This window comes from Acaryochloris sp. IP29b_bin.137, from assembly GCF_028285745.1.
In the GTDB taxonomy this organism is placed as follows: domain Bacteria; phylum Cyanobacteriota; class Cyanobacteriia; order Thermosynechococcales; family Thermosynechococcaceae; genus Acaryochloris.
The window spans coordinates 1-26069 of record NZ_JANQOP010000341.1; the positions used below are offsets into that span (position 1 = coordinate 1).

Consider the following 26069-nt stretch of genomic DNA (forward strand, 5'->3'; position numbering starts at 1 on the left):
GACTGCTGAGGAATTGTTGGAGCGCTATGCTGCTGGAGAAAGAGACTTCAGTGGGGTTGATCTCAGTGGGAGTGTCTTGAGAAAAGCCAATTTGTCCGAGGCCAACTTGTCCAGGGCTAACTTGTCTGGGGCTAATTTGAATAGAACCAATCTGGGCAGAGCCAATCTGTCCGAGGCTAATGTGACTGGGGCTAGACTGAGTGAGGCTGGCCTGAGTAGAGCCAACTTGAGTGGTGCCAACCTCAGCGATAGTATTTTCAATCACTCCGATTTGAGCAGAGCCAATTTCAGACATGCCAGCTTGGTGAGAGCTGAATTGATGTGGACTGATCTGAGAGAGTCCGATTTCGAAGGGGCTGACCTGAGTTACTCTGACAGCCGGGAATCCTCCATGGATAGAGCTAACTTCAGAAACTGTATTGTAAAGGGAACTACCTTGGGTGGGTACATGTACAACACCATTCTCCCTGATGGGAATATCATCTCCACTCCAGATCCCGATAGAGATCAATTCATTCGTGAGGGAGGCGATTTCTGAATCTGCCATTAGAGGCGCTGAGAAAAGCGGGTTGAGTAATGGGCTAGAATCATCGCTTTCAATTACCTCTTCAATCTCGTCAGGCAAGTTCGATAGAAAGTCGTATCCTGTAATTTCTTCGAGATAATTAACATTGACTCTCCAATAAGGCCAATGACTCCAATTGTTCGTAGCAATGGGTAGCGGTTGGTTTGGTAGCTGAATACTTCCACCACCGCTTGGTGGTGTTTGTCGATTTGGAGTGATGATAGCAATTACTTGTGTATGTTCATTTACCTCTCCAATACCTTGTCCAGGCTCAAGAACAACAGCGATTTTCCAAGTAAAATCAGGGATTTTGATCTGCTTAGAGTTAACACGTGGGTCTAGGCTCTCACCAGGTTGGAGCGAACCGGAATTTGGAATAGTTTTAATTCTACCGTTTTGATCTAGGACATAGTTGCCTGACGAGTCAACCACTGCATTGTTGCGGAGAACATTGTCCTTTTCGGGATCAAAGTATCCACCAGCAATAATATGTACCTCTTTACCATTCTTATCTACAAGTGTTTCCTGAAGATAATTCTCAAATTTCTGCCAAGCACTATTAACCGTATTATTTTGTGTATGCTGAGGAATTAAGTTTGTAGTCAGAAATGTAGAGATAGAATCTTTATTGTTTCTATTCCTATCAGAAAAAGCGGTTAGATGCCCCCTCTGTATAGAACCAGTAGAAATAGCATTGTTATAGTCAGCACCCTCAACTTTTCTTTGGAATATAGAATTCGGCAAGCTTGGGTCAGACTGCCAAGGCTCATCACCAGATTTGGCGGAATAATCAGTATCTGGTGGATATCCATTTGGTAGGTTAGTAATTCTTAAGTTATTCCGATCTACGTCGCCAAACCAAGTTTTGTTTAAAGTCCAGCTCACCCAATTTGGAGTTTTCGTTTCATTGTTGTAGGAAGCACTGAATTGGGGCTTCTCTAATAAGTAGTTTGTAGATTGTGTAGAGACGGAAAGAGCAGTCTGTCCATTTAAAGTTGGACTTCCAAGTAGCAAATTTTGACTCTTGAAGAAAACATTATCAAGATAAACTGGGCTGCTTCCCTCAAATTCAAATCTCAGTGTTGCTGCTTTCCCGCGTTGTGATTCATCAACATCAATAGTAAATGTCTCGAAACCAGATTCTCCATAGCCAATTCGCCAGCGATCATCTGCATATGTACTTGCTTGCCCTCTTGCTTCTTGTAAATAAATTGTTTGCAGAGGGGTATTGCTAGGTGTTCCATCTAAAGTATCAAGGTAAACTTTTAACTCACCTGCAGATCTATTCTCTGGCACATCTCCAGTAAATAAGTCAAAGCGCAATGCACCCCAATCGGGAATTAAGAAAGGATTGTGGGTGACGCTATTAAGCCCATCACCTAGTTTTAGAGCGTAAGTTGAGTTGTCTGATGTAACTCCACGCTCTAAATACTTTTGGGTTGCATCAGTATTTTCTCCATTGAAGATTGACCAGCCGGGAATATATTGCGCAGATAGCTTTTGGGATATGGCATCAAAATTGCCATTAAAAATAGTTGGGATTGCATAATCACCATGTAGGTTTTTGGGGCCAGAATATGTAGTTGGATAAGTGTTATCAAACTCTACAGATGTACGGTTCTGTGTAAAGTAATTACTGCTTAGTTGATCGCGACCAACTTTTGTAGAACCGATTTGATAGGGACGAAGTCTGTACCCACCACCCAGTATTGAGTTAAACCAACCGGTTCCAATACCTTCCCAGGATGCATTAGAAGCTCCATGCTCTACATTGGCATCAATATGAGTTGGTGTATACCAAGCATTATCTGGTCTATATCCTGCGGCAAGAATATCACCAAGGCGGCGGTATTGCTGATTAGGCCTCGAACCACCGAATTTAGCTGTTCCTGTGTACCAGAGTAATGACAGAATTTCGGAATTGGCATCTGGAAAGAGGGCTCGCTTCGATAGATCTTCTTGCCAATCAGCCTGATCTAAAGGAAATGACGGTACTGGTCCTGAGAATTGTGCAGCATCTAATTCATTAAGCGGGTAGATTTGGTAGTAGTTATCTGCATAAGTGATATTTTCCCAGGTCTTAACTTGAGGATCAACGGTAGAAGAACGGCCCAAACGAGATATTACTTCGCGGCCATCACTTCTATGCGGGTTAATTGTTGTAACTTGAAGGTCGCGGTTATTTTTGCTAGGCCCACCAGCGTTTGGGAAAAATTTTCCAAGGCGTTGAACAATTTCTGAGTTGACGATTGTACCCTCTTTATAACCAATAAAATGGAGGGGAGAGCTAAATAGGTTGCCACCAAGATTAGTGTTGAGTTTAACTAAACTTGTGAAAATTGAGTCGGCTGCTGCTTCCGTAAAACCTGAATTCCATAACTTCAGTTGTTCATAGCCATTATTATCTTGATTCCAATCAGGGAGCAGCACTAAAGGTTTATTTCTACTGGCATCTTGAATGTTTTCAGGCGTCTTGTCTCCTTTGCTTATCCATCTATTTTGTTTGCCATCGTAAATATAAATATTGGCCTGGTTGTTTGCTTGATCAAGCTGCTCAGCAATATCATCAACATGGACGAGTGATTCTTGTCCCAATCCATCAGTTAAGATTGTGACACTATCAAAGTTAGTTGCCCGTGATAGACCGCTCTGGAAAGCTGTTGGTAAACTAAAGGTCCCAGAGTAGGGAATCTCAAAAGATCGACTTCCGCGCTGTCCAGTAACTTGAATTCCCCAGTGATAGGTTTGACCTGCTGTAAGCATTCGATCAGGTGGAAGCAGAAGTTCCTCTGTAGACCCATCTTCAAAGATTTTCTGCCCAAAGTTGTTAGTGTATTGCCATTGGCCGTTGCGCCAAACACCACTAAAGATTCGGTTAGGATTGTAATCTCGATTCTCTGGCAGACCTGAAGTAGCCCAGTTATCATTTGGGAATAAGCCTTCTCCTTCGGGAAAAACACTTAGGAAAAATTCAATTTCTTGAATATCTGTCCGATTCCGTTGAGATTCGTTTTGAGAGTCACGTTGTGGTGCATCTACCCTAAATCCGCTGGATTGCGGATATATTCGAATGAGTCGCCTTGGATTTCTTCTAGGAAGTGAGACCTGAACCGATCCTTGAGAAGAACCATTTGGATCAGACGGCGTAGCTTGTCCTGGGCTGGAAGATGGTACTTGAGCTGGCCTAGATGGAAGACCTAAGCCTGGGTTAAACCCTGGAACTATATTGGGAGGTGGAGGTGCTGGAATTTGATTAGGCCCTGGGTTTTGACCAGGACTAACAGGTAGAGTAGAACCTGGACGAGGATTAACAGGTAGGGGAGGTCCTGGGCGAGAGCCTGGACGGGGCCCAACAGGTATTGGAGGAGAACCTTGTCGAGCACCTGGAATATATCTGTCGTTAGGCTGATATGCAATGTCAGGAAATGCTGCTAGTGCTCCAAATGGAGTTATTACATTTGCAAAACCTGTAATAAACGGAATTGCTGGAAGTTGATTCGATGTTTGAGATTGTTCTGGAGGCTGCACTTCGAACAATGGATCAATGCCCCAGTCAAAAGTAATTTTCCTAAGGAAGAGTTCATCATCAGGGGTATCTCCTGGTAGAATTTCAACTTTGCTACCACTAATCTTTGGGGAAGAGATATGTGGCGTTAGGCTATAAGTTGCACCTGATCCAATTGGACGCTCGTTAACTTGTGCAACAGGTAATTCATCTGGTAATCCAGGAATACCAAGCCTGCTAATATTAGTTGCAACACCAACTGATGGGTTAATATCATCTATTGGCTTTGACTGGAGATCTTCTGTATTATTTGGATTTGTTACGGTGGAAATGAGTTCTACAACATCATAAATAAATGTAGCTCCCACTCCAGGTTGGGCGACGTAGAGTAGTGGTTTTAAGTCATCGCCTGAAATCTTTACTGAACTTGCTAGACCTTGAGGAATAGGTCGGGTTGCACCTATTAATTTAGGTTTACCACTACCATCGACTTGCACAATACCTACATTGCTCCCGGCTCCGAAACCATCAACGCTAGGTATACCAGATCCAATGTTTTTTCCATTGAAGCCTGCAACAAAAGCATAGTTTGTGCGTGATACGGGATCACGCCAAGAAGCAACATCAATACCTTCATTGACATCAAAAGTGTCGTGGATACTTCCTAACACTAGGGGGGCATAATCAATAGTTATACTGAGACCGCTTTCAGTATTTTCAGAAAACTCTAATTTACCGAATCCTTCACTTTCCTTTAATCGATTTGTGAAATACATCACATTTGGATCTTCTGTTGCCGTAATACCTGAAATCCCAGCAGAAGTCTCAATAGTTTTAACAATTCTATGCCCTCCTGCTTCTAACTTAATGATTGTGATTGATCCTTTCTTCTCAGTTCCACGTAACGATGTTGTAGCGCTAGTAGCAAATAAATACTTTCCACTACTATTCCAGGCTAGTCTTTGAATTCCAGCAGATTTACTAACTCTGATAGTGCCAAGAAACTGATGAAAATTAGGTGAATACGGGTCGATGTCTACAACATATATGGCTCCTTGATTTCGATCCGCTATATATGCCCAGTTATTATCTGCACTCAGCACAATTGCTGAGGGTGTAGATCCGCCTGGCAAAGGGATACGGTCAACTGCTGTAGTTTCTGGATTAAGATCTAATTGGCGTAGGCCAATCGCATCAATAACAGCTAAAGTTCCTTCCCCCTCAAGAGGAACGTATACACGATCATCCACAGTAGCAGTGTATCTTGGGGAGGTATTAACGCCTAAGGGAATATCTGCTAGAAAAAGCTTCTCGCTACCTAGATTCTTTGCAGTATTAGAAGCATCTTTTGCTTCAAAAACCTGTACCTTTCCAGATAACGGATTGGCTCCAACTATTCGATCAAATTGATTAAAGATAGGAGATATTGTCGCACTTTTTAGATCAAGAGGTTTGTTGGTGAATGGGGATGTCGTTCGGCGAACCGCTGTGATAGTTACTTCTTCGCTGAATGGGATATTGTTCGGAAGATATAGCTTGTATTCTTGCTGACTATCAGAACTAGTAGCTAATGAAATAGGATTATTAATCTGGGTCGAAATTGATCCGTAGCTGATCTCAAAAAATACATTATCTGACAGAGACTTCTTCTCAATCTCTTCAGGTTTCTGTGGAATGAGATCGAAGTTTTGTCCAGAAACTTTAAAATAAGCACCTTGCTGATCGAAATCCAAAGCAATTCTCTCGATAGTAGGTTGAGGTGGAGCGCCTAAAGGTGGAGGAGGTGGTGTAATTCGAGCAATAGGACGTTCACCTCTATCCACGGAGGCTTTAAGTTGTTTCAGGTTCAGTAAAGAGCCGAAAGGAGTTGGCTCCGGAAAACCCACTGAAGGTATAGAGACTAAATCATAGTCTGCATCTATAACAGTTCGATCTTCGGTTAATAAGAATGCAATGTTGTTTTCTCTATCGCCAATACCTAAATTGATGGCTGCCTGTCCAATCGTAGCCACAATTCCAAATGGGAGATATGTAAAATCATTAGGAGGAAGTATTGCTTCAATAACTTCATACTCAAATTTTGGTACGCTAATTGTATATACATCTTTTCGGACTACCCCAGGCCAAGGTGGTGACTGAGTCCGAATAAAGCCATCAGTTCCTACGACACCAGACTCTTCAATAAACCACTTTCCTTGCAGAATACCTGTGGCATCTGGGAATTCACCTTCTCTCATAAAGAATACTTCTGTTCCTGGTGCTAACCCGGCTGGTGCAGGGATCGCAAATTGAGCAGGTAAATTCAGATCTTGCTCTTGCCCGTCTAAATTGAATTCAAAGGCCCCCGCAAATTCATAAAACTCACTAGGAAAAGGAGTGGAAATATCTGCAAGATCGAGTTGTCTAATACTTACTTTTGTTTCTTCTTCTAAAGCCCCTTGGGGAATCATTACCATTGCACCATCTTCAGAGGCAACAACTCCACCCAGTTTTCCTAGAGTTACTTCACCAATAATGGGCTCTTCAACTCGAACTGGTATAACCTGTTCAGTTGCTCCAAAAATAACAGTTACATCGGTATTCCCATTGGCAACTGCGGTAACGAGACCATTAGGTGAAATATCAAGTATTGAGGAGTCTTCAGCATAATATCGGGTTCCAAAAGAGGCTGACCTTAAATCTGGGAATCCATCAACTCCATCAATTTCTACAAGCAACTGACGTTGTCCATCCCTTGAAAGGGTAATGGCATCTGGATAGATATCTAAACCATTACTCTCAGCAACAGAAATATTAAAAGAGTAGTCAGTAGTTGGGATAGGGATATTGCCCACCCGTAATGCTGTGACTGCTGTTAAGTTGTTCCGAGAGGCACTGAGAATGGCAACCCCATCGGCTACTCCTGTATATATCCCTGCTTCTGAAATAGTGGCTACTGAGGAAGCATCTGAATTAAAGGCTAAATAGGATGAAGATAACACTACATTGTCTTGGTCAGCAAAGCTTCCAATCACCTGGAGTTGGGCTTGGTCTCCCACATTTAGTCGAGGTGAACGTATGGCAAAGTCCAGATCAATCAACGGTGCATCACTTACGTCCAATGACATCCGAGTTGGCTCAGAGAAGCTGAATCCATCGTCAGCAATCACATCAAAACTAGCTGTTCCAGAAAATCCAGCCGTTGGCACAAAAATCACTCCTGCACCATCTGAACTGACTTGCACTGCTCCATTGACCGGATTCACTACTCGATAGAAGATCTGATCACCATCTGGGTCATTGATACGATCCTCAAACGATACAAATGTCTCCAGATCCACATGGGTCAAACTCGAGTCCGGCGTTACAACTGGAGGCCGATTGGCAATAAAGCCAAAATTCCCACCTAAAATCTGGGCATCTGCTCCATCAATCACCAAATCACGGTTCAGATCCAGCTGTAGATCATAGCCCGCATCACCGACTGCACTACCCATCGCCGCAGTCAAAAGCTGACTATCCAACCCATCCACTAGACCATCCTGGTTCACATCTCCCGCGACACTCAGCGCTAGCGAGTAAGCACCATCACCGCTAACTTCTAGCAGATGTAACCCTTCTTGCTCCAGAGCATAAAGGGCATAGCTACTATCCGTATTGCTCTGAGTCACCAGCGGCGTCAATCCTGCTAAAACAGGTTGTTCACCCCCTTCAACCTCTACAGCAATCAAGACCAACTCTTGTGCCGTCGATTGCAGCTCCGACTCCCGCAGCGTGAAGGTAAAGCGCTCGGTTTGACCAACCGTTAAAATTCCGTCTGTATTCGTGCCTGTAAATTGATGAGCACTTCCGAGATCCGCCGTAATAGGCAACACTTCAGGTGTAGCCCCCGTATAGACGACCTGCTCACCAGAGCCTGCCAGCGAAGTGCTGATCGTCAATTGTCCAGCTAATCCGTAACCGTAGCGATCCGAAGCACTTTCTCCTAAATTCCGGGCGGAAATCAGCTGCCCTTGGCGGTCATAGTCATAGACCACCGTTTCTCCATTCGGGGCTTGAATCCGGGTCAGCCGTCCCTCAGCATCATGGATAAACTGAATCGTTTCGCCAGTATGGCTGGTAATACCGCTGTCGCTATAGGTGAATGAAGCGCCATCCGGTGTACGCTGGGCCACCACACCCTTTGTGGTACTGAGGTCATACTCCGTCCCATCTGCCGCCGTCAGCGTATATTCTGCTCCCGCCAACAGACCATTCGCAGGATTATAAGCCCGACCCGTTTGCAGGTCATAGAACCGATCTTCGCCACGGGTCAGCAACGTTGGAGTTGACTCTAACTGATAGTCCACCCCAGGATCGGCAACCCATTTAGGGGCATAGTAGAGCAACCCAGGAATCTGCTGTAGCTCCGGCTTAAAGGTAAAGCCAACGCGATTTCCCTCCGGCAGCGTTAACATCAATCGCGTGCCTTCAGTCAGGGGATTGTAGATACCTAGATGTTCCCGACCCGTTAGGGGCACATCCGTTACCAAATCCACTTCCGTATTCGCCAACCGCCAGCCCAGGCCGAAGCGACCCGCTTGGTCCGCTTGCAGAGAGTCGTAGGCCCGCACCAAGTTCAGAGTGGTTCCCCCGATGTCCACCGAAAGATCTGTTTCTAGCTGTTCATACTGACCCGTTTTCTCGCTACCCGTAATCGCAATATCTACTTCGCTGATACTGGTCCGACCGCTCAAATCCGTTGCCGTTAGCCGGAGTTGATAAAAGCCATTGGTCAAGGTCGTCGGATCAAAGGAGGTAATAGCCGTCTGTTCAAAGGGGTCATAGCCTTGGGCAATCACCTGCACCTGGTCACCATCGACCAAGGTTAAGACCCACTCATCTAGATTGGTATCGCTCACCGTTCCCGTTAGATCAACCGATGTGGAAATCGGCGCATTACTCAGGGTTGGATCGAGAGCGACCACAGGAGCATCCAGGTCTAATGGATCGCGGACTTTGATAATGCTGGTGGTTGTCCCCACAAAGCCATCAGCATCCGTCGCCGTTGCCACCACTGTAAACCGACCAGGAGTGGGGGGCGTAAACCGGGCTCGTCCCTGCTCGTCTAGAGCCAAAGGCTGCCCATCCACCGTTAAGGTGACTGAGCTGATATCGGCCACACTATCGGCAATCGGATGTAAAAGAATGGCTTGTCCTGGTACCGTGGCAAAGCTAGGTGTGCGCTCCAGGACCACATCCAGCTCACTAACGCTGGTTCCTACCTCAATCACCGCCGATCTCGTCACGGTTTGTTCACCATCAGACACGCCATAACGGATCGTGTAGATTCCTGCCTGGCCAGGACTGGGGGTCCAGCTAAACTCACCTGTGACTGGGTCTAAAGTCGCCCCTTCCGGTAAATTCTCAGCACTGTAGGTCAGGGTTGTATTCAGGTCAGGATCTGTCCCTGAAATTTGGAAGCTGAGGGGTTGTCCCAACACAGCAGCATGGGAAGAAACGTCTAGGGATGGACTGCGGTTGATATTGTCAATGGCAATTGCGACTTCGATTTGGTCCGTACTGCCCTGGGTATCTGTTGCCACAAACTGAACCGTATAGTTACCCGCCTGTTCAAAAGTGGGCTGCCAGGTAAACTCACCGGTTCGGGTATTAAAGCGAACCCCTTCAGGTAAGGGTGCAACGGTCGAATACAGCAGTGTATCCTGATCCAAATCAGAAGCCACCACCGTGAACTGCAAGGTACTGTTTTCACGACCTGACTGAGGGGGTAAAGGTGCCAGGACAGGCGCTTGATTGGTATTGACAACCGTTAGGCGCAGGGGTTGGCGACTGGTACTATGGCCGTCACTAGCTGTCAGCTGAATATTGTCGTAAACCCCTGCCTGCAATAGCGCCGGTGTCCAGCTCAGAACCCCTGTCGCTGGATCTAAAGAGGCTCCCGTGGGTAGATTAACGGCCCCATAGGTGAGAGCATCGCCATCACTATCCAGTGCCGATAGGGAGAGCGTCAACGGTTCACCTTCTTGTAGGGTCACATCCTCAACGGGGTTGAGCACTGGAGCTGTATTCGTCCCTCGGACATTGAGCGTAAAGGTGGCTGTATCGCTGAGGATAGCGTTCGCATCCCCATTACCACTGTCCGTCACTTGCACCGTGATTTGATGGGGACCAATATCGTTGGAGGTGGGCGTCCATTCGAATAAAGCAGTGCCATAGGTAGATTGCGGTGTCAGCGTTGCCCCTGGAGGGAGTCCCTGGGTACTAAAGGTCAGGCCATCCTGATCCAAATCGCTCACTTTGACCGCAAACTGGAGAGAGTCACCGACAACCGCCACTTTGTCACCTAGGTAGGACAGCAAAGGCCGTTCATTGGCTGCCTCTACAGAAACCACAAACTGATAGCTGCTGGTTTCTACTGCTGAGGTGCCACCCCCATCGCCATCATCAGTTGCTGTCAGGGTAATCGTGTAGTCGCCTCGATGGCCATCACCCGGTTCTAGACGCAATCGACCCGTGCCATCGCCGTTATCGGTAAAGGTAATAAAATCTGGCAGACCAAATCCATTGACCCCTGTAGCGGCCAAGACTAGGGGATTGCCCTCTTCATCTGTCGCTTCTACCAGTAGCTCACGCACCTCACCCCGCTGGAGCAACTGATTGTCGAGCGGCACAAATTCAGGGGCTCGATTGACATTCAGCACCGTAATCGGCACCGTCGTGGTGCTGCTTAAGGGTGTCCCGGTCCCATCACCATCATCCGTGGCCGTAAAGGTGACTTGATAAGTACCTGCCTGTGTAAAGCCCGGATTCCAGCTAAAGATTGCGGTTTCTGCATCAAAGCTAGCCCCTGTCGGCAAACCGCTCACGGTATAGGTTACTGATGGATCGCTGCCCTCTTGCAGGGTTAGTACACCAGCCGCATTGCGGTCTTGGGGAATAAAACCCGGATTATCTGGATCCAAGGCAAAGGCCCGGAATCGAACAGATTGCCCTTCAGCGACCTGCCAGTTCGTCAATGGATCAAATACGGGAGCCGCATTGGCATTAAGGACCGTCAGGGTTGCTGTCTGAGAAGTGGTGGTTTGCCCATCACTGACTAGAAAGGGAATTTCAAACTCTCCGGCCTGGAAATAGGTGGGAGTCCACTCAAATTCTCCCGTTCTGGGATCCAGGATGGCCCCGCCAGGTAGGAGGTTGCTGAAATAGGTTAGGTCTTCCCCTTCTGGATCACTGCCCTGTAGTCGGAAGCGAACGGTCTCGCCCTCTTGCAGGGTGCGATCGCTGAGTGGAGCGAGGATGGGTGCTTGATCGGTGGGTGCAATCCAGAGGGTTGTGGTTTGCCGAGTTTCCGTGACGCCGTCACTAACGATAAAAGTGACGTCCTCGTAGACTCCTGCTGCCTCATAACCAGGCGTCCAGGTCAGTACCTGAGTCAATGGATTGAAACTAGCTCCCCCTGGAAGATTATCTGCCCGATAGATCAGGCGATCGCCATCGGGGTCGGTTGCCCCCACACTCAAGGTCAATGCTTCACCTTCAGCCCCAAATAAGCTTGTGGGAAGGGGTGTCCACTCAGGCGCACGATTGCCGCCAGCAACAGCAATATTAAAGCTTGCCGTATCATAGCCACCGCGTGAATCGTAGACCCGTAGGGTTACATCACTTGTGGCTGGACTAGCTACTGTGGAAGACCAGGAGATTTCTCCTGTATTGGCGTCTACACTCAACCCGTCAGGACCACGCTGAAGTAGGTAAGTGAGCTGGCTTCCATCCGGGTCTGTGGCGCTAACCGTCAGGCGATAGGATTCTCCTACGGTTGCGGCTTGAGGCGGTACAGTGGTGAAAATAGGGGCTTGATTGGGATAGGGTAAGGCATACAATCCTGGCCCAAAGTCAACACGGCGAAAATCTGGGTTACTGATGGTAATGGTGCGACTAGTAATGGTGGCACCAGCGGCGAGACGACCATCTGGCAAGCTATCACTCAAATCCACCAAGTAAGATCCTTGCTCAGTTTGGCCAACTGCATCGGTTGGTGTCCCCGTTACGCCCTGTTCTGGATTAAGTAAGAGAGCGATGGGGAGCAGCAGATCGTAATCCGCCTCATTGGTGATCGTTACATCATAGGAAATGGTCTGTGAGGCCCGATCCGAGCGAGGATTGCTGAATTGGAGATCAATCAGGGGTAAAAAGTCAGAGATAGCTGTAAATTGTTCCGTGTAGGCTGTGCCTAACGCTGACCCTGCTTCGCTACTAACGGTATCTGAGATTTGGAGATCATAGACGTCAGGGACTAAAGCATCAAAAAATAGAATGACGGTGCGATCCGTGGCATCGTACTGGACCGACTGCACAGGCACCGCTCCTAAGGTACTCCCGATTAGCTGATAATTATCAGGATTGAGCACAGAAGCAGCGTCGCTGTCTGCCCCCTCATACATGGCCTGATCAAAGGTAATCGTCACTGTGCCTAGCGGTAGAGCAATGGTTGCCCCTGGAACAGGATTCGTACCCACGACTCGGGGCGTCAAGATGGGATTGAGGCTATCCACCTGGAGCGACTGACTCAATAGAAGCTGCCCATCCGCTGTTGCTTCGACGATATCGCCTCGACTGCCGCCCTGGGCGACTGCAACCTGCTGTAAGGTTGCTAAATCGACCATAATCAGTTCACTGGGGTCACTAGACTGCTCTCCAGCATTATTAGAAATAAACAGTAGCCCTTCTAGCGCCGTTCCCGTATGACCAAAGGTAATCGAATCCACCGGCGTATCGAATTCAAACATGCGCTGGGGCTTGCCAGACGCAGTGAACTGGACAATATCTCCTCGGTCTGGCCAGGTGGCGGCCCAGAGGGTACCATCAGGCGCAAAGGCTAGATTCCCCACTCTCAGATCGCTGTAATGGGTAAATTCAGCAGTAACGGGGTCAAAGATTTCAATTCCGTTGCCAGAGGATATGTAGATCAGCCCCGTCCCTGATTCAATTGCGAGGGATTGGGTTAACCCTTCTCCAAACTGATTGAGAATCGTTCCTGTCTCTAGATCAAGTTGGAGTAATGGCCCACCCCCCGTGGCAGCCCAAACTTGACCCGCAGCATCCAGGGCCAGGTCAAAGACAGGATAGGGGAGCGTAACCAGGGCCTCACCGACATCACCGCCGCCGATGGGCACTCGATAGAGTGACCCTCGATTAGCCCCACCACTAATCAAAGCGCTGCCATCCTCTAAGGCCAAAATAGCTAAGGGGCCGATATTCGCATCACTTTCAGGAATCCCTGTAGCAAACGCTTGGGCCGTAAAAGGACTCAACACCTGGGTAAAGTCTGCAGGACGGCTGTCAGCCAGCACGTTGGGAATCCCCTGGGTCGCCTCTTGGAAAAGCCGATTGCTAGAAGGTTGGGGACTGGGCGTCGGTGCCGGCCCCAAATCTAAGGATTGAGTGCGGTCAAACGATGGCAGGGTACCTAAGTTAATACCAGAGCCATCATCGGGGGTGGTTACGCCCAAATTGGGCTGCTCTTGATTACCTGCCTGATCGGTAGCGAGGGCGAGGAATTCATAGGTATGGCCCGCCTCACCTTCATAAACGCCTGAAGCATCAGTGGTCTGACGTTTCCAGATCACAAAATCACCGCCCTCGACCGCCACGTAAACCGTGACATGCTTCACGCCAGAGCCATTATCGGTTGCTGCCCATTCGACTAAATAGTCTGATCCGCCTGCCACTAATGGAGTTGCCACAACAGTCGTGGTGGGTGCCTCAGCATCAATTTGATAATCAATGGATGCAGTATCTAGAGGTGCGGCGGTATTAAACAGAACCCGAGCCTGGCTGGTGATGGTGGTTCCCGTGGCGACGTCTGTATTGGGCTTCGTGGTGTAGGTGACAAAGCCTGTTCCTAGACCTAAGCCATCATTGGGCTGCAGAAGTCCTCGCTCAGGATCCTGAATCACTTCACCCGTTTCAGGATCAATGGCCTGCAATAGCCAAGTGGCCGTATTCGAGAGGGGATCGAGGCCTGCACTGACTCGTAAAATAAAGCCTTTGGATTGGATAAAGTCAAACTCACCTTGGAAACTGCCCCGTCCCCCTGGAATACTGACTTGAATATCACCTAACTGCAGATCACCCAGGCGGAACTGGCGGGAATCAAGGTTGGCGTCCAGTTCAGAGACGATACGCACCTCGCCCACAGTGGTGGAGGCCGTACCCACATTCTCAAACTTAATGGTGAACGGCAGAGCCTCGCCGACGGGCAAAATGCCCTCGGGACCAAACCCGAGGGGACCCGTCATCGTTGCTAAATCATTGCTTTGACCCGCTGGTTCTAGGAAGCTGGCAAAACTAGGCGCGGGGACCTGAGTTGGCCTGGGCAGATCAACCTGAGCATCCTTAAAGGGCACATAGATATTGAAGGTTTCGAAGTGGGTTGTCCCAGACACACCAAGGTCGGCACCGTCAGCATTAGGAAGGGTACGATTTCCCGTGAGGGTGGAGTCATGTCCATACCAACGTCGGACCTGCTCAAAGAAACCGACCAGATCGCCATCGGTGCGAATTTGGTTGCCCGCAGGTCCTGCCAAAATCCCCGTAGCTAGCGTGGCTGTTAAGCCAACGACTAGGGCATGGTCACGGATGGGGGGAGCTTGATCTTCAGGTCGGAGTAACCCAGACTCTTCTAACGCTGCTAGATAAGCGTTCACCCAGGTGTCGGCATCCGCGGCTAACACCGTCAACGCCTGACCTGCAGTAGGATCGGTTAGAATCTTTTCCCTCAAGCTCAGGGCTTCTTGGGTTTGCTGAGTGACAAACTCTGCTCGCGTTAAGGCTGTTGCTGCAGCTTGAATCGGGAAAGTAAAGGCAATGCGACCATTTTCAACATCCAGCTCGTTCAGCGCATCTGGATCGCGGGCGATCAGTTCAGCTAGACCGGGATAGATTTGGGTTTGGAAGAGACGATTGACCGAACTGGCAGTGGGCAGGTCAAAGATATACCCTGGTGCCAAATTGGTTCCCTGGGTGTTGACGGTTGAGATTAAGCTGGCCCAAGGCACATCCGTCAACCCTCCTTCGGGAGCCCCTTGCAAATTGGAGCTAAAGACTAAGTATGGGAGTCCTTCAATCCCTAAGTCATCCACGACTTGGTCATCAAATAGACTGAGCAGATAGTCATTATCCCCGAGCTCAGGTACCCCAAACTGGAGATGAACGTAAGGGGTATCCAGGTTAGTCAAACTTTGAACGGAGACCCCAAATCGTCCTAAATCGCCTGGAGCTAACACTCTAGGTCCACCTAAGCCGACGGTAACATCGGGTTCAATGGCTCGTTCTACCAGATATCGATAGGGCACAATCGCTTCTTCACCATTGGGGTTGATGACTTTGACGTCATATAGGCCCCGGGGAATATCTGTAAAGTCAAAAATACTGGTGATTTGAGTGCTGTTGACCACCTCATACCGAGCGGGTGCTACCTCACCGATGCCAGGACGAACCAACTTCAAAATGGCATCGGGATGAAATTGAGCGCCTTCTACGCTAAGGGTCACATACCGACTATCACCGCCCCGATCCGTCTCTACATTTGTGATCGTGAAGGGTAAAAGCTCCGCCAAAATGGAGGTAGGCGTATTGGCGGTTGTTTGCGATTGTCCCCGAGCCAGAACGTAGTAAACACCTGGTTCCGTTGTTGCAATCACGGCTTCCTGATCTGGGGCCAGCGTTCCCTCATAGGTGGCGTCGTAGAGAATGCCAGTGGGCACTTGACCAAAGCGCAAAAACAGTTCATTCGCCGCCTGGTCATCACTGGAGTCAATGGTGACCCGCAGGGTTTGTCCCTGGTCCACATTAATTTGATAGAGGCGGCTTTGGTTGGTGCTGAGCGTCGTTTCTAGGGGGACACCTAGCTGCAGTTCTTCTACTGTCAGACTCAAGGTGTCAGCCGAAGCGGTTTGATTATTACTTTCATTCTCAGCTTCGTAGACCTGGTTGAAAATGTCAGGGCGAACAATCAGGCGATATTGCCCCGGTAATGCGGGGGGAAGGTTGGTCGTGAGGGCAGCGGTATAGGATTCTCCGGGATTCAGATCGCCGTTAAAAGCCACTCGACCTAAAGCGCGGTCATTGATATCCCAAACGGCATCTGTAGACAGATACACAGCATCGCTCCACTGTCCCGAGGCTGCATTAATCCCTTGATTAGTAACCGTCCATTCTAAAATCACCTCCTCTCCTGAGCGGGCCACACTTGGAATCGAGATTGTCCCCACCTGCAGATCGGCTGGAGGAGGCAGTTCTAATAGCAGTGGATCGTCACTAGCACGCGCATTGTTATTTTCTAGGGTGTTCTCAAAGACGACTCCCGCAGGCGACTGGACATCCGCATCGGTGGCTACAAACACGTAGAAGGGACCTTCCAGGTTGGTTGGAATGCGGAAGTTTTGCGTAACGGTATAGCTATCTCCTGCCGCTAATCCGCCTTGATGGGTGACGTATCCCAAATAGCGATCGCGATTCAGATCCAAGAATGGGTCCCGAGATAAATAGATCAAGTCTCGCCATTGGGACTGCCGGTCTGGGGTATCGCCTTGTCCCGCATTGGTAACGGTGTAGGTCAGTTCAAAGTCTTGGCCCACCGTTGCACGAACAGGGGTTTGCACCGTCGAAACTTGCAGATCAGGAGGGGTTGCTAAGATGATCGGCTGATCTACGCCAGAGACGTTGTTGCCTTCATCTTGGAACTCAGGGACCCGAGCAAAGATCCGATTGACATATTGATCAAAGAAAATAGTGGCATCGGGCGGGGCATCAAAGGCAACCCTCGGGTCGTCAGTGGAGATGAGATTGGAGTCCGTAAATAGAAGCAGATGGAAATTCCCCTCAATGCCGTCAGGCAAGCGAATATTACGGGTTTGGCTATAGGATTCATTAATGGCCAGCTCACCCTTCCGCTCGAAGGTACCGAGCAGCTGATCGCTAACATCAAGGGCAGAATCACGGGAGAGATAAATCCGGTCATACCAACTTTGCTCCCGGGTATCTCGGGTTCCGAGATTCGCCACAGTCCAAGAAATCGGAATGGTTTGGCCTGATTCAGGAACATCGGTGGGGCCTTCAACCTGGGTGATCCGTAGATCAGGCTCCTGATAGATCACAGGAATGAGGGCCTGACTGCGGTTGTTGGCAGGGTTCTCAAAAACAGTACGCTCAAAAACCTCACGGCTGAACTCGTTATTGCGACTGGTCAGATCCTGACCAGAGACATTGGTAGTGACATAGATGTAGTATTCACCGTCAATCCCTCGGGGCAGGGTGACCTCTTGTCTTTGGGTATAACGCTCGCCATTGCCGAGGGGGGAGGTAGTGCTGTGGATAAAGTTGCCGAGTAATGTCGCCCGCTCTTGCCTAAAGGTAGAATCCTGAGAAATCCACACCTGATCGGTCCAATAGCGCGTGCCCGACCAAACCGTCCCTCCAATATTTTCAACGGTCCACTCGACGGTTGTTTTTTCTCCTGATAAATTATTTGGCTCAGTGGTAATCGACTGCACCACTAAATCCGCAGGACTAGCCGTCACGGTCGTGTTAGTGGCAGCCTCATTGTTCTCTTCAAACGCGCCATCGCCTTCCCAGGCTTGATTGAAAGCATCCGTTTCAACCAAGATGTATTGTCCCTGAGCTGCGGGAGAAAGAATGATATCCAGGGTCTGGGTATAGCTCTGTTCAATTCCCAGGGAGCCTTGGTGCTCAACCTGGCCTAACAACCACCTTGTCCCGGCTGGATCATCTAGCGTCGGACGATTAGAGAGATAAACCTTATCAACCCAAGCCGATTCTGCCGTGGCACTGTTGCCTTGATTGTGAACCGTCCATTCCACCTGAAATTGATCGCCCCCCTGGGCAACGGGCGTAGTGGTGATATCACTGACAACGAGATCGGGGGGTGGCGTTAAGAGGACGCTAATCGGACGCGCTTTATAGTTGTTGTTATCCAGTTCGTTCGGATCATCTGGATTAATATTGATATCCAGCGTAGTTTCGGTGACGATGTCATAGGCATCTGACCAAGCTGTGATATACCATTCCCCCGTCACTTGACTGGGAAGGGTTACAGTGACTGTGCGCTCATAGCTCTCACCCACCGCTAACGAGCCATTGTGGGTCACACTACTCAACAGAATATCTTCTGGCTGTGGAATCACATCACGGCTTAACGGAGAAGGTCGGTCTGGATTACGGGTTAGCCAAAAAGTATCGGTCCAGCGATCGCGATCCGTTTCTCCTGTTCCCAGATTGCTAACCCGATAGCGCACCTCGATTTGCGATCCTTCAAAGGCTTGATCGGGGGCAACCACATTACTGGTCACAAGGTCGGCCGGGGGCAAAGGATTAATCGTGATAGCCGCAGATTGGATGTTATTGGCTTCCTGGGGGGCCTCATTCACTTGATTGCCAACATCTGTGGAAATCAGCAGGAACATTGGGCCACTAAAACGGCGAGGAATAATCAGTGGATCCGTCTGACCACGGTACTGTTCTCCAGGAGCTAGGGCTGAGCCATTACTTAAACTTCCGAGTAGTAAATCATCTCCGCTGAGCTGATCGTCAAAGGATAAATACACCCGATCTTCCCAATTGGGCGTAGTAGTTGAAGCAACTCCCTGATTGATGACCGTGTACTCGACGGCAACAGTTCCCCCCGCATTAACTTCAGTGGGAGCGGCAATATCAAAAATCTGTAGATCAGGACGGGATGGCAAACTAAACAGAATGGGCTGATCATCTGCCAAAAGATTGTTAGTAGTGGCACCATGTTCATACAGGGAAGACGAGGCATTGGTGGTGACAACGACGTCGTACAACCCTTGCAAGCCCACAGGCGTTGTAAATTGCTCAGCGCGGGTGTAGACCTTGCCCGCCTCTAACCCAGCGGTATATGTAACTGATCCTAACGAAATCAACGGCGCATCAGAATTGCCTGCTTGCCGGAGGGCAATCTGGTCTACCCATTGACCATCAGCCGTGCCAGATCCTTGATTGGCGACCGTCCAGCTGAGATCGATCCGTTGTCCAGCTGTAATGGCAGTGGGGGCCGTGATATTCGTAACGATCAGATCAGGAGGGGGCGTGAGCGCGATCTGAACCGGGCCGGAAACCGTGGTGTTGTTCTCCGTATTGAGAAACTCATACAGGGTTCCTGTCTCTTTCAGACCCGTTTCGACCACCAAATAATAGGTACCATCCAGCCCCTCTGGCAGAGCAACGTCAGCCAAGCGATCATAGCGATCACCGACCGCTAAAGCTCCCACCCGATCAAACTCGCCCAGGGTGGCAACAATATTTTCACCCGCTGGATCCAGGGCCAACTGCACCCGATCCGTCCAAGTGTTGGTATCGGTAATGCCAACGCCTTGGTTGAGTACCGTCCAGGCAACCGTAAAGGCTTGCCCACTCTGAGCATTCCCAGTGCCTGCTACCGTGGACACTACTAAATCCGCATAGGGGCGTCGGGCCACTTCGAATGGCGTAGCGCCAGCAGCACCGTTATTGGTTTCTAGACCATTCTCAAAAACAACGCCACCTGCATCCGCCTGGACAAAAAGGTTGTAGCGTCCTTCAAACCGGATCGGCAATTGTAGGGTTTCGCGTCGGGAATAGCTTTCACCAACCGCCAGTGCGCCATTATGCTCAAATTCACCCAGGACAATATCATCGGTATTTCCTAAAATGTCATCCCTGGAGGCAACAACCTGGTCAATCCAGGTCTCTGAATTAGAGAGTCCCGTCCCAGTATTGGTGACGGTCCAATCTACGGTAAGAGTGGCGGGATCGCCAATAATTTGTGCCGGACTAGATACGGCAGAAGTAACCAGATCCGCGTAGGGGGGCAGTTCCAAGGTAATGGGTACAGCCGCAACGTTATTATTTTCGTCAGCCTGTTCGGCAATGTTCTTCGAGCCATCGGCGACCAGCAGTAGGTAACGCGCACCACTCACCTCGATCGGTAGTTTCAGATCCGTTTGGGTTGTATAGCTCTCGCCTGCTGCTAATTGATTAGGGGCACTGACTTGTCCTAAGAATTGGTCCGTGCCGTCAAGGGTGGCATCAGCAGAGAGATAGATATGATCAGCCCAATCGTTGAGGGTAGTAGCAGAGCCCTGGTTGGTGATTTGCCAGCTCAAGGGTACGGTTGTGCCCGAAGTTGCCGTGCTAACTGAGGCCGTAATCGTTGCCACCAAGTCTGGATGACCCATGGTGATGGTATTGACAGAGGCGATCTGATTATTGTCTTCTGCCGATCCTTCGAGTTGGCTGTTGTTGGCATCGGTCACAACGATAATCCGGTAACTGCCATCTGCCACAGCAGGTAGAGTCACCTGAGTGGAAGCGGTATAGGCTGCACCCGTTGCCAGGGGTACGTCTCGGGTGACACTAGCCAATAGGATGCCGTTCGTGAGGGAACCATCCGGGGTCAGGTAAACTCGATCAACCCAAGAACCATTCGCCTCGGCACTCCCTTGATTGTTGACCGTCCACTGCACAGTGGTCGTTTGTCCAGGTTGTTGGATGCCAGTCTCCTCAATGGAGACACTCTCAACAGCTAGATCAGGCGTAAAAATATTGAGGGGCAAGGTGCCCAAATTATTCCCAGAATTAACTTCTAGCTGATTGTTATTGGCATTGGTGACGACTAACAGATAGGGCTGTTCACCAACAGATGCAGATAAGGTGATGTTTTCAGTGTGCTGATAAGACTCTCCAACGCCTAATGGTGTTGCGTTGTCCGTAGGCACCTGAGCCACGAGTACATCACTCGCATCTAAGGTCTGATCAGCCGAGAGATAGACGTAATCTGTCCAATTGGTGTTGGTTGCTTCAGTCCCTCGATTCTCCACTGTCCAGGTGATCGGAACTGTGTCACCTGTCGTAAAGGTAGTGGGGGCTTCAATATTGGAGACAACCAGATCGGTCCCTTGCAATGCCACGGCATAGGCATTGTTGGTATCATCCCCTTCAAATTGATAATTTTCGCGATCGCTTACAAACAATAAATAGGGACGACCCGCCGCCACCTCCGGTAAATCGACAGTGCGCGTTAACTGATAACTCTCACCCGCAGATAGTGGATCGGGATTGCTGACCTTGACGGTATCGATCAGTAAGTCGTTGGCATCAAAGCGATCGTCATTGGAGACATAGACATAGTCAAACCAGCTCTCGCTGACTGCTGCTCCTGTGCCTTGGTTGGTGACAGTCCAAGACACATCAAAGGTTGATCCAGCTGCTGCCGTTACGGGCACGTCTACTTCTGTGATGACCAGATCAGGCTGGCGAAGTACAAATAAAGCCTGAAGATTATCAGACTCATCTGTCTCTAATTGTTCTTGATCGCGATCTGTGACAAATAGCAAGTAAGGGCGACTAAATTCTGATGGGGGAATAGTAATGTCGATGTCAACGGTATAACTGTCGCCTGGGGCTAGGGGGGTGGGCTCCGTTACCCGATGGACCTTAATCAGTCGGTCCGATAGATCAAGCTCAGCATCTTCAGAAAGATAAATATAATCGGACCAGTCTGCTCTGGCGGTGACATTTCCCTCATTTTTGACGGTCCAAGAAACAGGAATGGTGGTGCCCCAGCTTGCATCAATGGGTACAGTGGTACTGGTAATAGTGAGATCTGGATAGTCCAGCTCATGGGATGCCGCTAAAAGATTGTTAGTTGTATCGGTTTCAGCTAAAGTTTGATTGCGATTCGTGATAAACAGCAGATAAGGCTTATCGTTCTCAGCCAGAGGCAGATTAATCGTTTCATTGACGATATAACTCTCGCCCGATCTGAAAGGCGTGGTTCGAGTAATTTTACGAAAGTCGATTAGGGTATCAAGACCATCAAACTCTTGATCCGCAGAAGCATAAACGTAGTCGAACCACTCAGCATCCGCTGCGGTGTCTTGTCCTTGGTTGGTAACAATCCAAGAAATAGAGAAGGGTTCCCCCCAGGTCAAGTCATTGCTGGAAGTTGTGGCGGCGGTAACAACTAAATCGGCTGGGGTGACGCTATGGGTAATAGCAAGCACATTATTGCTATCGTTGGTTTCGGATTGAGCATTCTCTCGATCCGTTACAAACAATAGATAAGGGGTATCTCCCGATAAAGGAGATAAAGAAATTCTGGCTGTGGCAGTGTAGCTCCCATTTTGGGCCAGTGACGTTAAGTTAGAAACCTCATGAATGCTGAGAAGACGATCTGTTGAATCGAGGGTTGTGTCTGCTGAGAGATAAATTTGATCATGCCAACGTCCGGTGGCAGATGAATCACCTTGATTGGTAACGGTCCAAGAGACATCAAATCCGTCACTCCAATTTCCAGAACCCAGATTGACTTGTGCATTATCAACAACTAAATCTACTGTTTCTGGTTCGGTGGAAACAGCAAAGTTTATACTACGAGCATTATTATCCTCATTACTTTCAAATTGAGCATTTCTAAAGTAGTCAGCCTGAACGAGGACATAAGGTTTATCCTGATGACTGGTTGATAGATTAACGGAGGTAGTTAATGTGTGACTTTGACCAGGGTTAGTATCTGTAGTGGTATAAGCATTTCCAAGAAAAACATCACTATCATCGAAATAGGGGTCACTTGAGAGATAGATACCGTCATAGCGATTTCCCCGAGCAATGGCTCCACCCTGGTTCTCAACGGTCCAACTAACGTCGACAGTCTCTCCCCAGGTGACGTTATCAGGAATGGTGACATCTGTGACCACTAGGTCAGGGTTGGTAATTAGCTTTGAAGCCGCAGCAGCATTATTATCCTCATTACTTTCGAGTTGAGCATTGTTAAAGTAGTCAGCCTGAACGAGGACATAAGGTTTATCTCGATGACTGGTTGATAGATTAACGGAGGTAGTTAATGTGCGACTTTGACCAGGGGCGGTATCCGTAGTGGTATAAGAACTTCCAAGAAGAACATCGCTAGCATCGAGATAGGGGTCGCTTGAGAGATAGACACCGTCATAGCGACTGCTCAAAGCAGTTGCCTCACCATGATTCTCAACGTTCCAACTAACGTCGACAGTCTCTCCCCAAGTGACGTTATCAGGGATGGTGACATCCGTTACTACTAGGTCAGCTAAGGGTGTATCTGCCTTTTCAAGAAAAGTGACCGCATTGTTTGCCAAACTGAGTATTGCCGTGTCGTCCTCAGTCTTTAAGGCAAGCAAATTAGCATTACTCAAAAGTGATTGAGTCACCAATGCTGCAAATATTGCCCCTTCGTCTCCGGGTGAGTCTGAATCATTAATTTGGGCATCTAAGTAATGTCCAATCTCCTCTAGGAGAACCTGGGCAATGGCATCAGGATTGCTAGCATTTTGGGCAACAAATTCTTGAGCAAAATAGATCGTATTTGTAGTCTGGCTATAGGCTCCAAGTGCATTGAGTTGATCTTGCCCAAGAAGGTGAATCTCAGGAAGGGCCGCACCCTCAACTATCCCTTGAATTAAAGCGACACCATTCTCAGATGTCCAGCTCTCACCAAAAGCTTCTTGTAAACCAGCTAATCGATCTTCATCATTCAAAAGATCATTCAGGTAGCGAATGACTAGAACCTGAGCCTGGTTTATAGCTGCAAGATCACTGTCCTCGAAAGACTTCCAGTTTGCAGCCCCGCTGTTTACTACAAACGCATTCAATGAACTACCCAGTAGAGAATCTCCTCCAGGAGTCCACTGCTGCTCATTGCTCCAAGCAGTCGGGCCTATTAGTTCTGGGTTAGCAGAAACCCCAACAAGATCTGGGAAATCGTAGGTAGGAAAGGCATCATGAAAACCAGTTGCCGTTAGCTCCTCTTCTACGCTTGGTAAGCTCCCACCATTGCCAGTTGAGATTGCGGTATCAGACTGAAAAGGCTCGACAGGGAGAGTATGGTCATCCGTTCCAATGCCGAATGAGTTTGTACTTCCAACATTTGGATAATTAGGCTCTAGAGATGTCATCTTGATGAAGTAATTACCATTGCGGAGATTTGCCAGACATCTTGAACAATGACTTGGACACTGGCGATGAAAAAGTTTGCACTACTGCAAGAGAAAGTGATATTAACCCCTGAGTTTTGGGCACATTGATAAGCCATGCGCCAATAAACTTTAGAAACAAAATTTTCTAAAGTTCTCTTTTTAGTGAGTAAGGATATCGAGTAGATAAGGAAGTGCAATGATGACCACCGATAGCGCCTGGTAGCAATAACGGTTAGTTTCTATCTGAGCAACCTGTACGTTTGCGTACAAGGATTAGTCCAGTAACACTTTCTTGGTATACAAGGGGTGTAGTAAAAACTAATCTGTAGGGGAAATTAGCGTTTCCCCTACAGACTGTTACTTCTAGCAGTTAGTCAACCAGTGCAGGAATTGCACCACTCATGGCTTCTTCATCAACGTTAAGCGGTTCTTCTTTAACATCGATTTGCGGAAATTGATTCACCACTTGCTTAAATGAATTGAGGTCAGTTTGCCAATTGCCAATAATTTCCTGCAATCGACCCAATCGATCTGATTCTGCAATGTCACTCAGAGCATAATCAAAATTGCCGCTGAACAGAATGACAGGCACTTGCTCTTGCTCGGGCAACTGTAATTTGGCTTCATTGACGCTGAGGTTGAGTTGGCTGTTCTCAAAGGTATAGACCAAATTCAAACCAGCTTGTACAGGTGCAGTCCCACAAGTCTGCCAACTCCCTTCAGAGAATAAGTGCTTAAACAAGTATTCATGTGCGTCCGAAGAATTCGCAGCAAATGGAATATAACCTCTAAAATTAATGCCCACACCTTGGTAGTCAAGGTTGCTCAAAGTTTGAATGTAGCGTTGGCTAACTTGGGGACTATCTAGCGTTTCTTCAGATTTGGTTCCCATCGCTTCAATTAGCATAAAGCGGTTGGGTTCACCAACAATATTGACACCGTTATTAAACACAATTTGGGCAACACGATCATTAAAGACGGGCTGACGAGACAGTTCCCAATCACTGGGAATAATACCGCTGTATTTGAGGAAGCCAGGGTTCAACAAACTCGGTTCGTAGTTTTTAGCAGCAACCACAAAAGCGAGTTCTTGGATGTCGATTGTTTTGTTCATCATGAAGGTATGTGTCGGTGATATAGCAATAAACGGTAAATAATGCAAGTAGGCAAAGCCATGTAGCCGTGCAGATCTACCTGCCAGCATTCATCATTGGCAAGCAAAATGCTTTGCACAGAATTTCTGCTGTGAGAGAACACTTAGTGTTCAATAGTTAAATCTGAAGGCCGTTATGGTTTCCCATGAGCCAGTTATGACGCTGTTGCTTGATGTCCCCCACATCCCTGGTCAGCATCCCCAAACGGTTGGAAAGCTTAGCCAGTGTCAAATACCGCAACAAACGTATTAATACCGAAAAAACAACAAATAATCGTTGTTTATCTTGAAATCTTTCTTCAGTTTTCCCACCCTAGCAACTCAAATTAACATCTGCCAGCAAAATAAGTGTGACGAAAGATGTATTGAGAATAAGCCTAGAAGCTTAGGTGAATGATAGTAAGCTAGAAGCCTTTACCCATAGTGATTTTCAAAGGAAGCCGAAGATGTGATTTGAACGCATGGTCGCCCGATTGCGAATCGAGTTAAGCAAAAGATAGCAACTGATTCCCCCGGTTTGGGTATGGTCAAAAGTGACCGCAAGTGGCTAGTTTAACAGTAGCTTAAGGGCGCTGGTATGCTATGAATTCAAGCATCTCTACATTCTGTGGATTGCATCATGGGTTAATGAACAGCTTGACTTCCTATTCCCAGATGTCATCATTCCACAAACTAAGACATCCCTGCTCCATTAGATGCGCCTCCAGCGACCCCCTTGGCTAGGATTGCCTGTTTTTGCTTTGGGGATGACAAGGGTTTCACAATGTGTTCTGAATCAGTGATAGCGCCCTCATGCCTCTCTGGTAATTGAGTCGTTTATGGGGTTTCAGTTGCATT

2 protein-coding genes and 1 pseudogene are annotated in these 26069 nt (G+C 48.3%); 1 reads left to right on the top strand and 2 read right to left on the bottom strand.

Annotation, left to right across the window (positions count from 1 at the left end; genetic code table 11):
* Positions 1 to 91 precede the first annotated feature (91 nt).
* Positions 92 to 538, top strand: a complete 447-nt coding sequence (locus tag Q0991_RS23075; protein WP_299493045.1) for a pentapeptide repeat-containing protein — start codon at positions 92 to 94, stop codon at positions 536 to 538.
* Positions 539 to 676: 138 nt separating this feature from the next.
* Here Q0991_RS23075 and Q0991_RS23080 read toward each other — a convergent pair.
* A pseudogene (locus Q0991_RS23080) lies at positions 677 to 24058 on the bottom strand (CARDB domain-containing protein); the annotation flags it as partial.
* A gap of 391 nt (positions 24059 to 24449) precedes the next feature.
* The gene (locus Q0991_RS23085) at positions 24450 to 25196 is read right to left on the bottom strand and encodes a hypothetical protein (RefSeq protein ID WP_299493043.1); all 747 of its coding nucleotides are present in this window, start codon (positions 25194 to 25196) and stop codon (positions 24450 to 24452) included.
* Between the last annotated feature and the right edge of the window lie 873 nt (positions 25197 to 26069).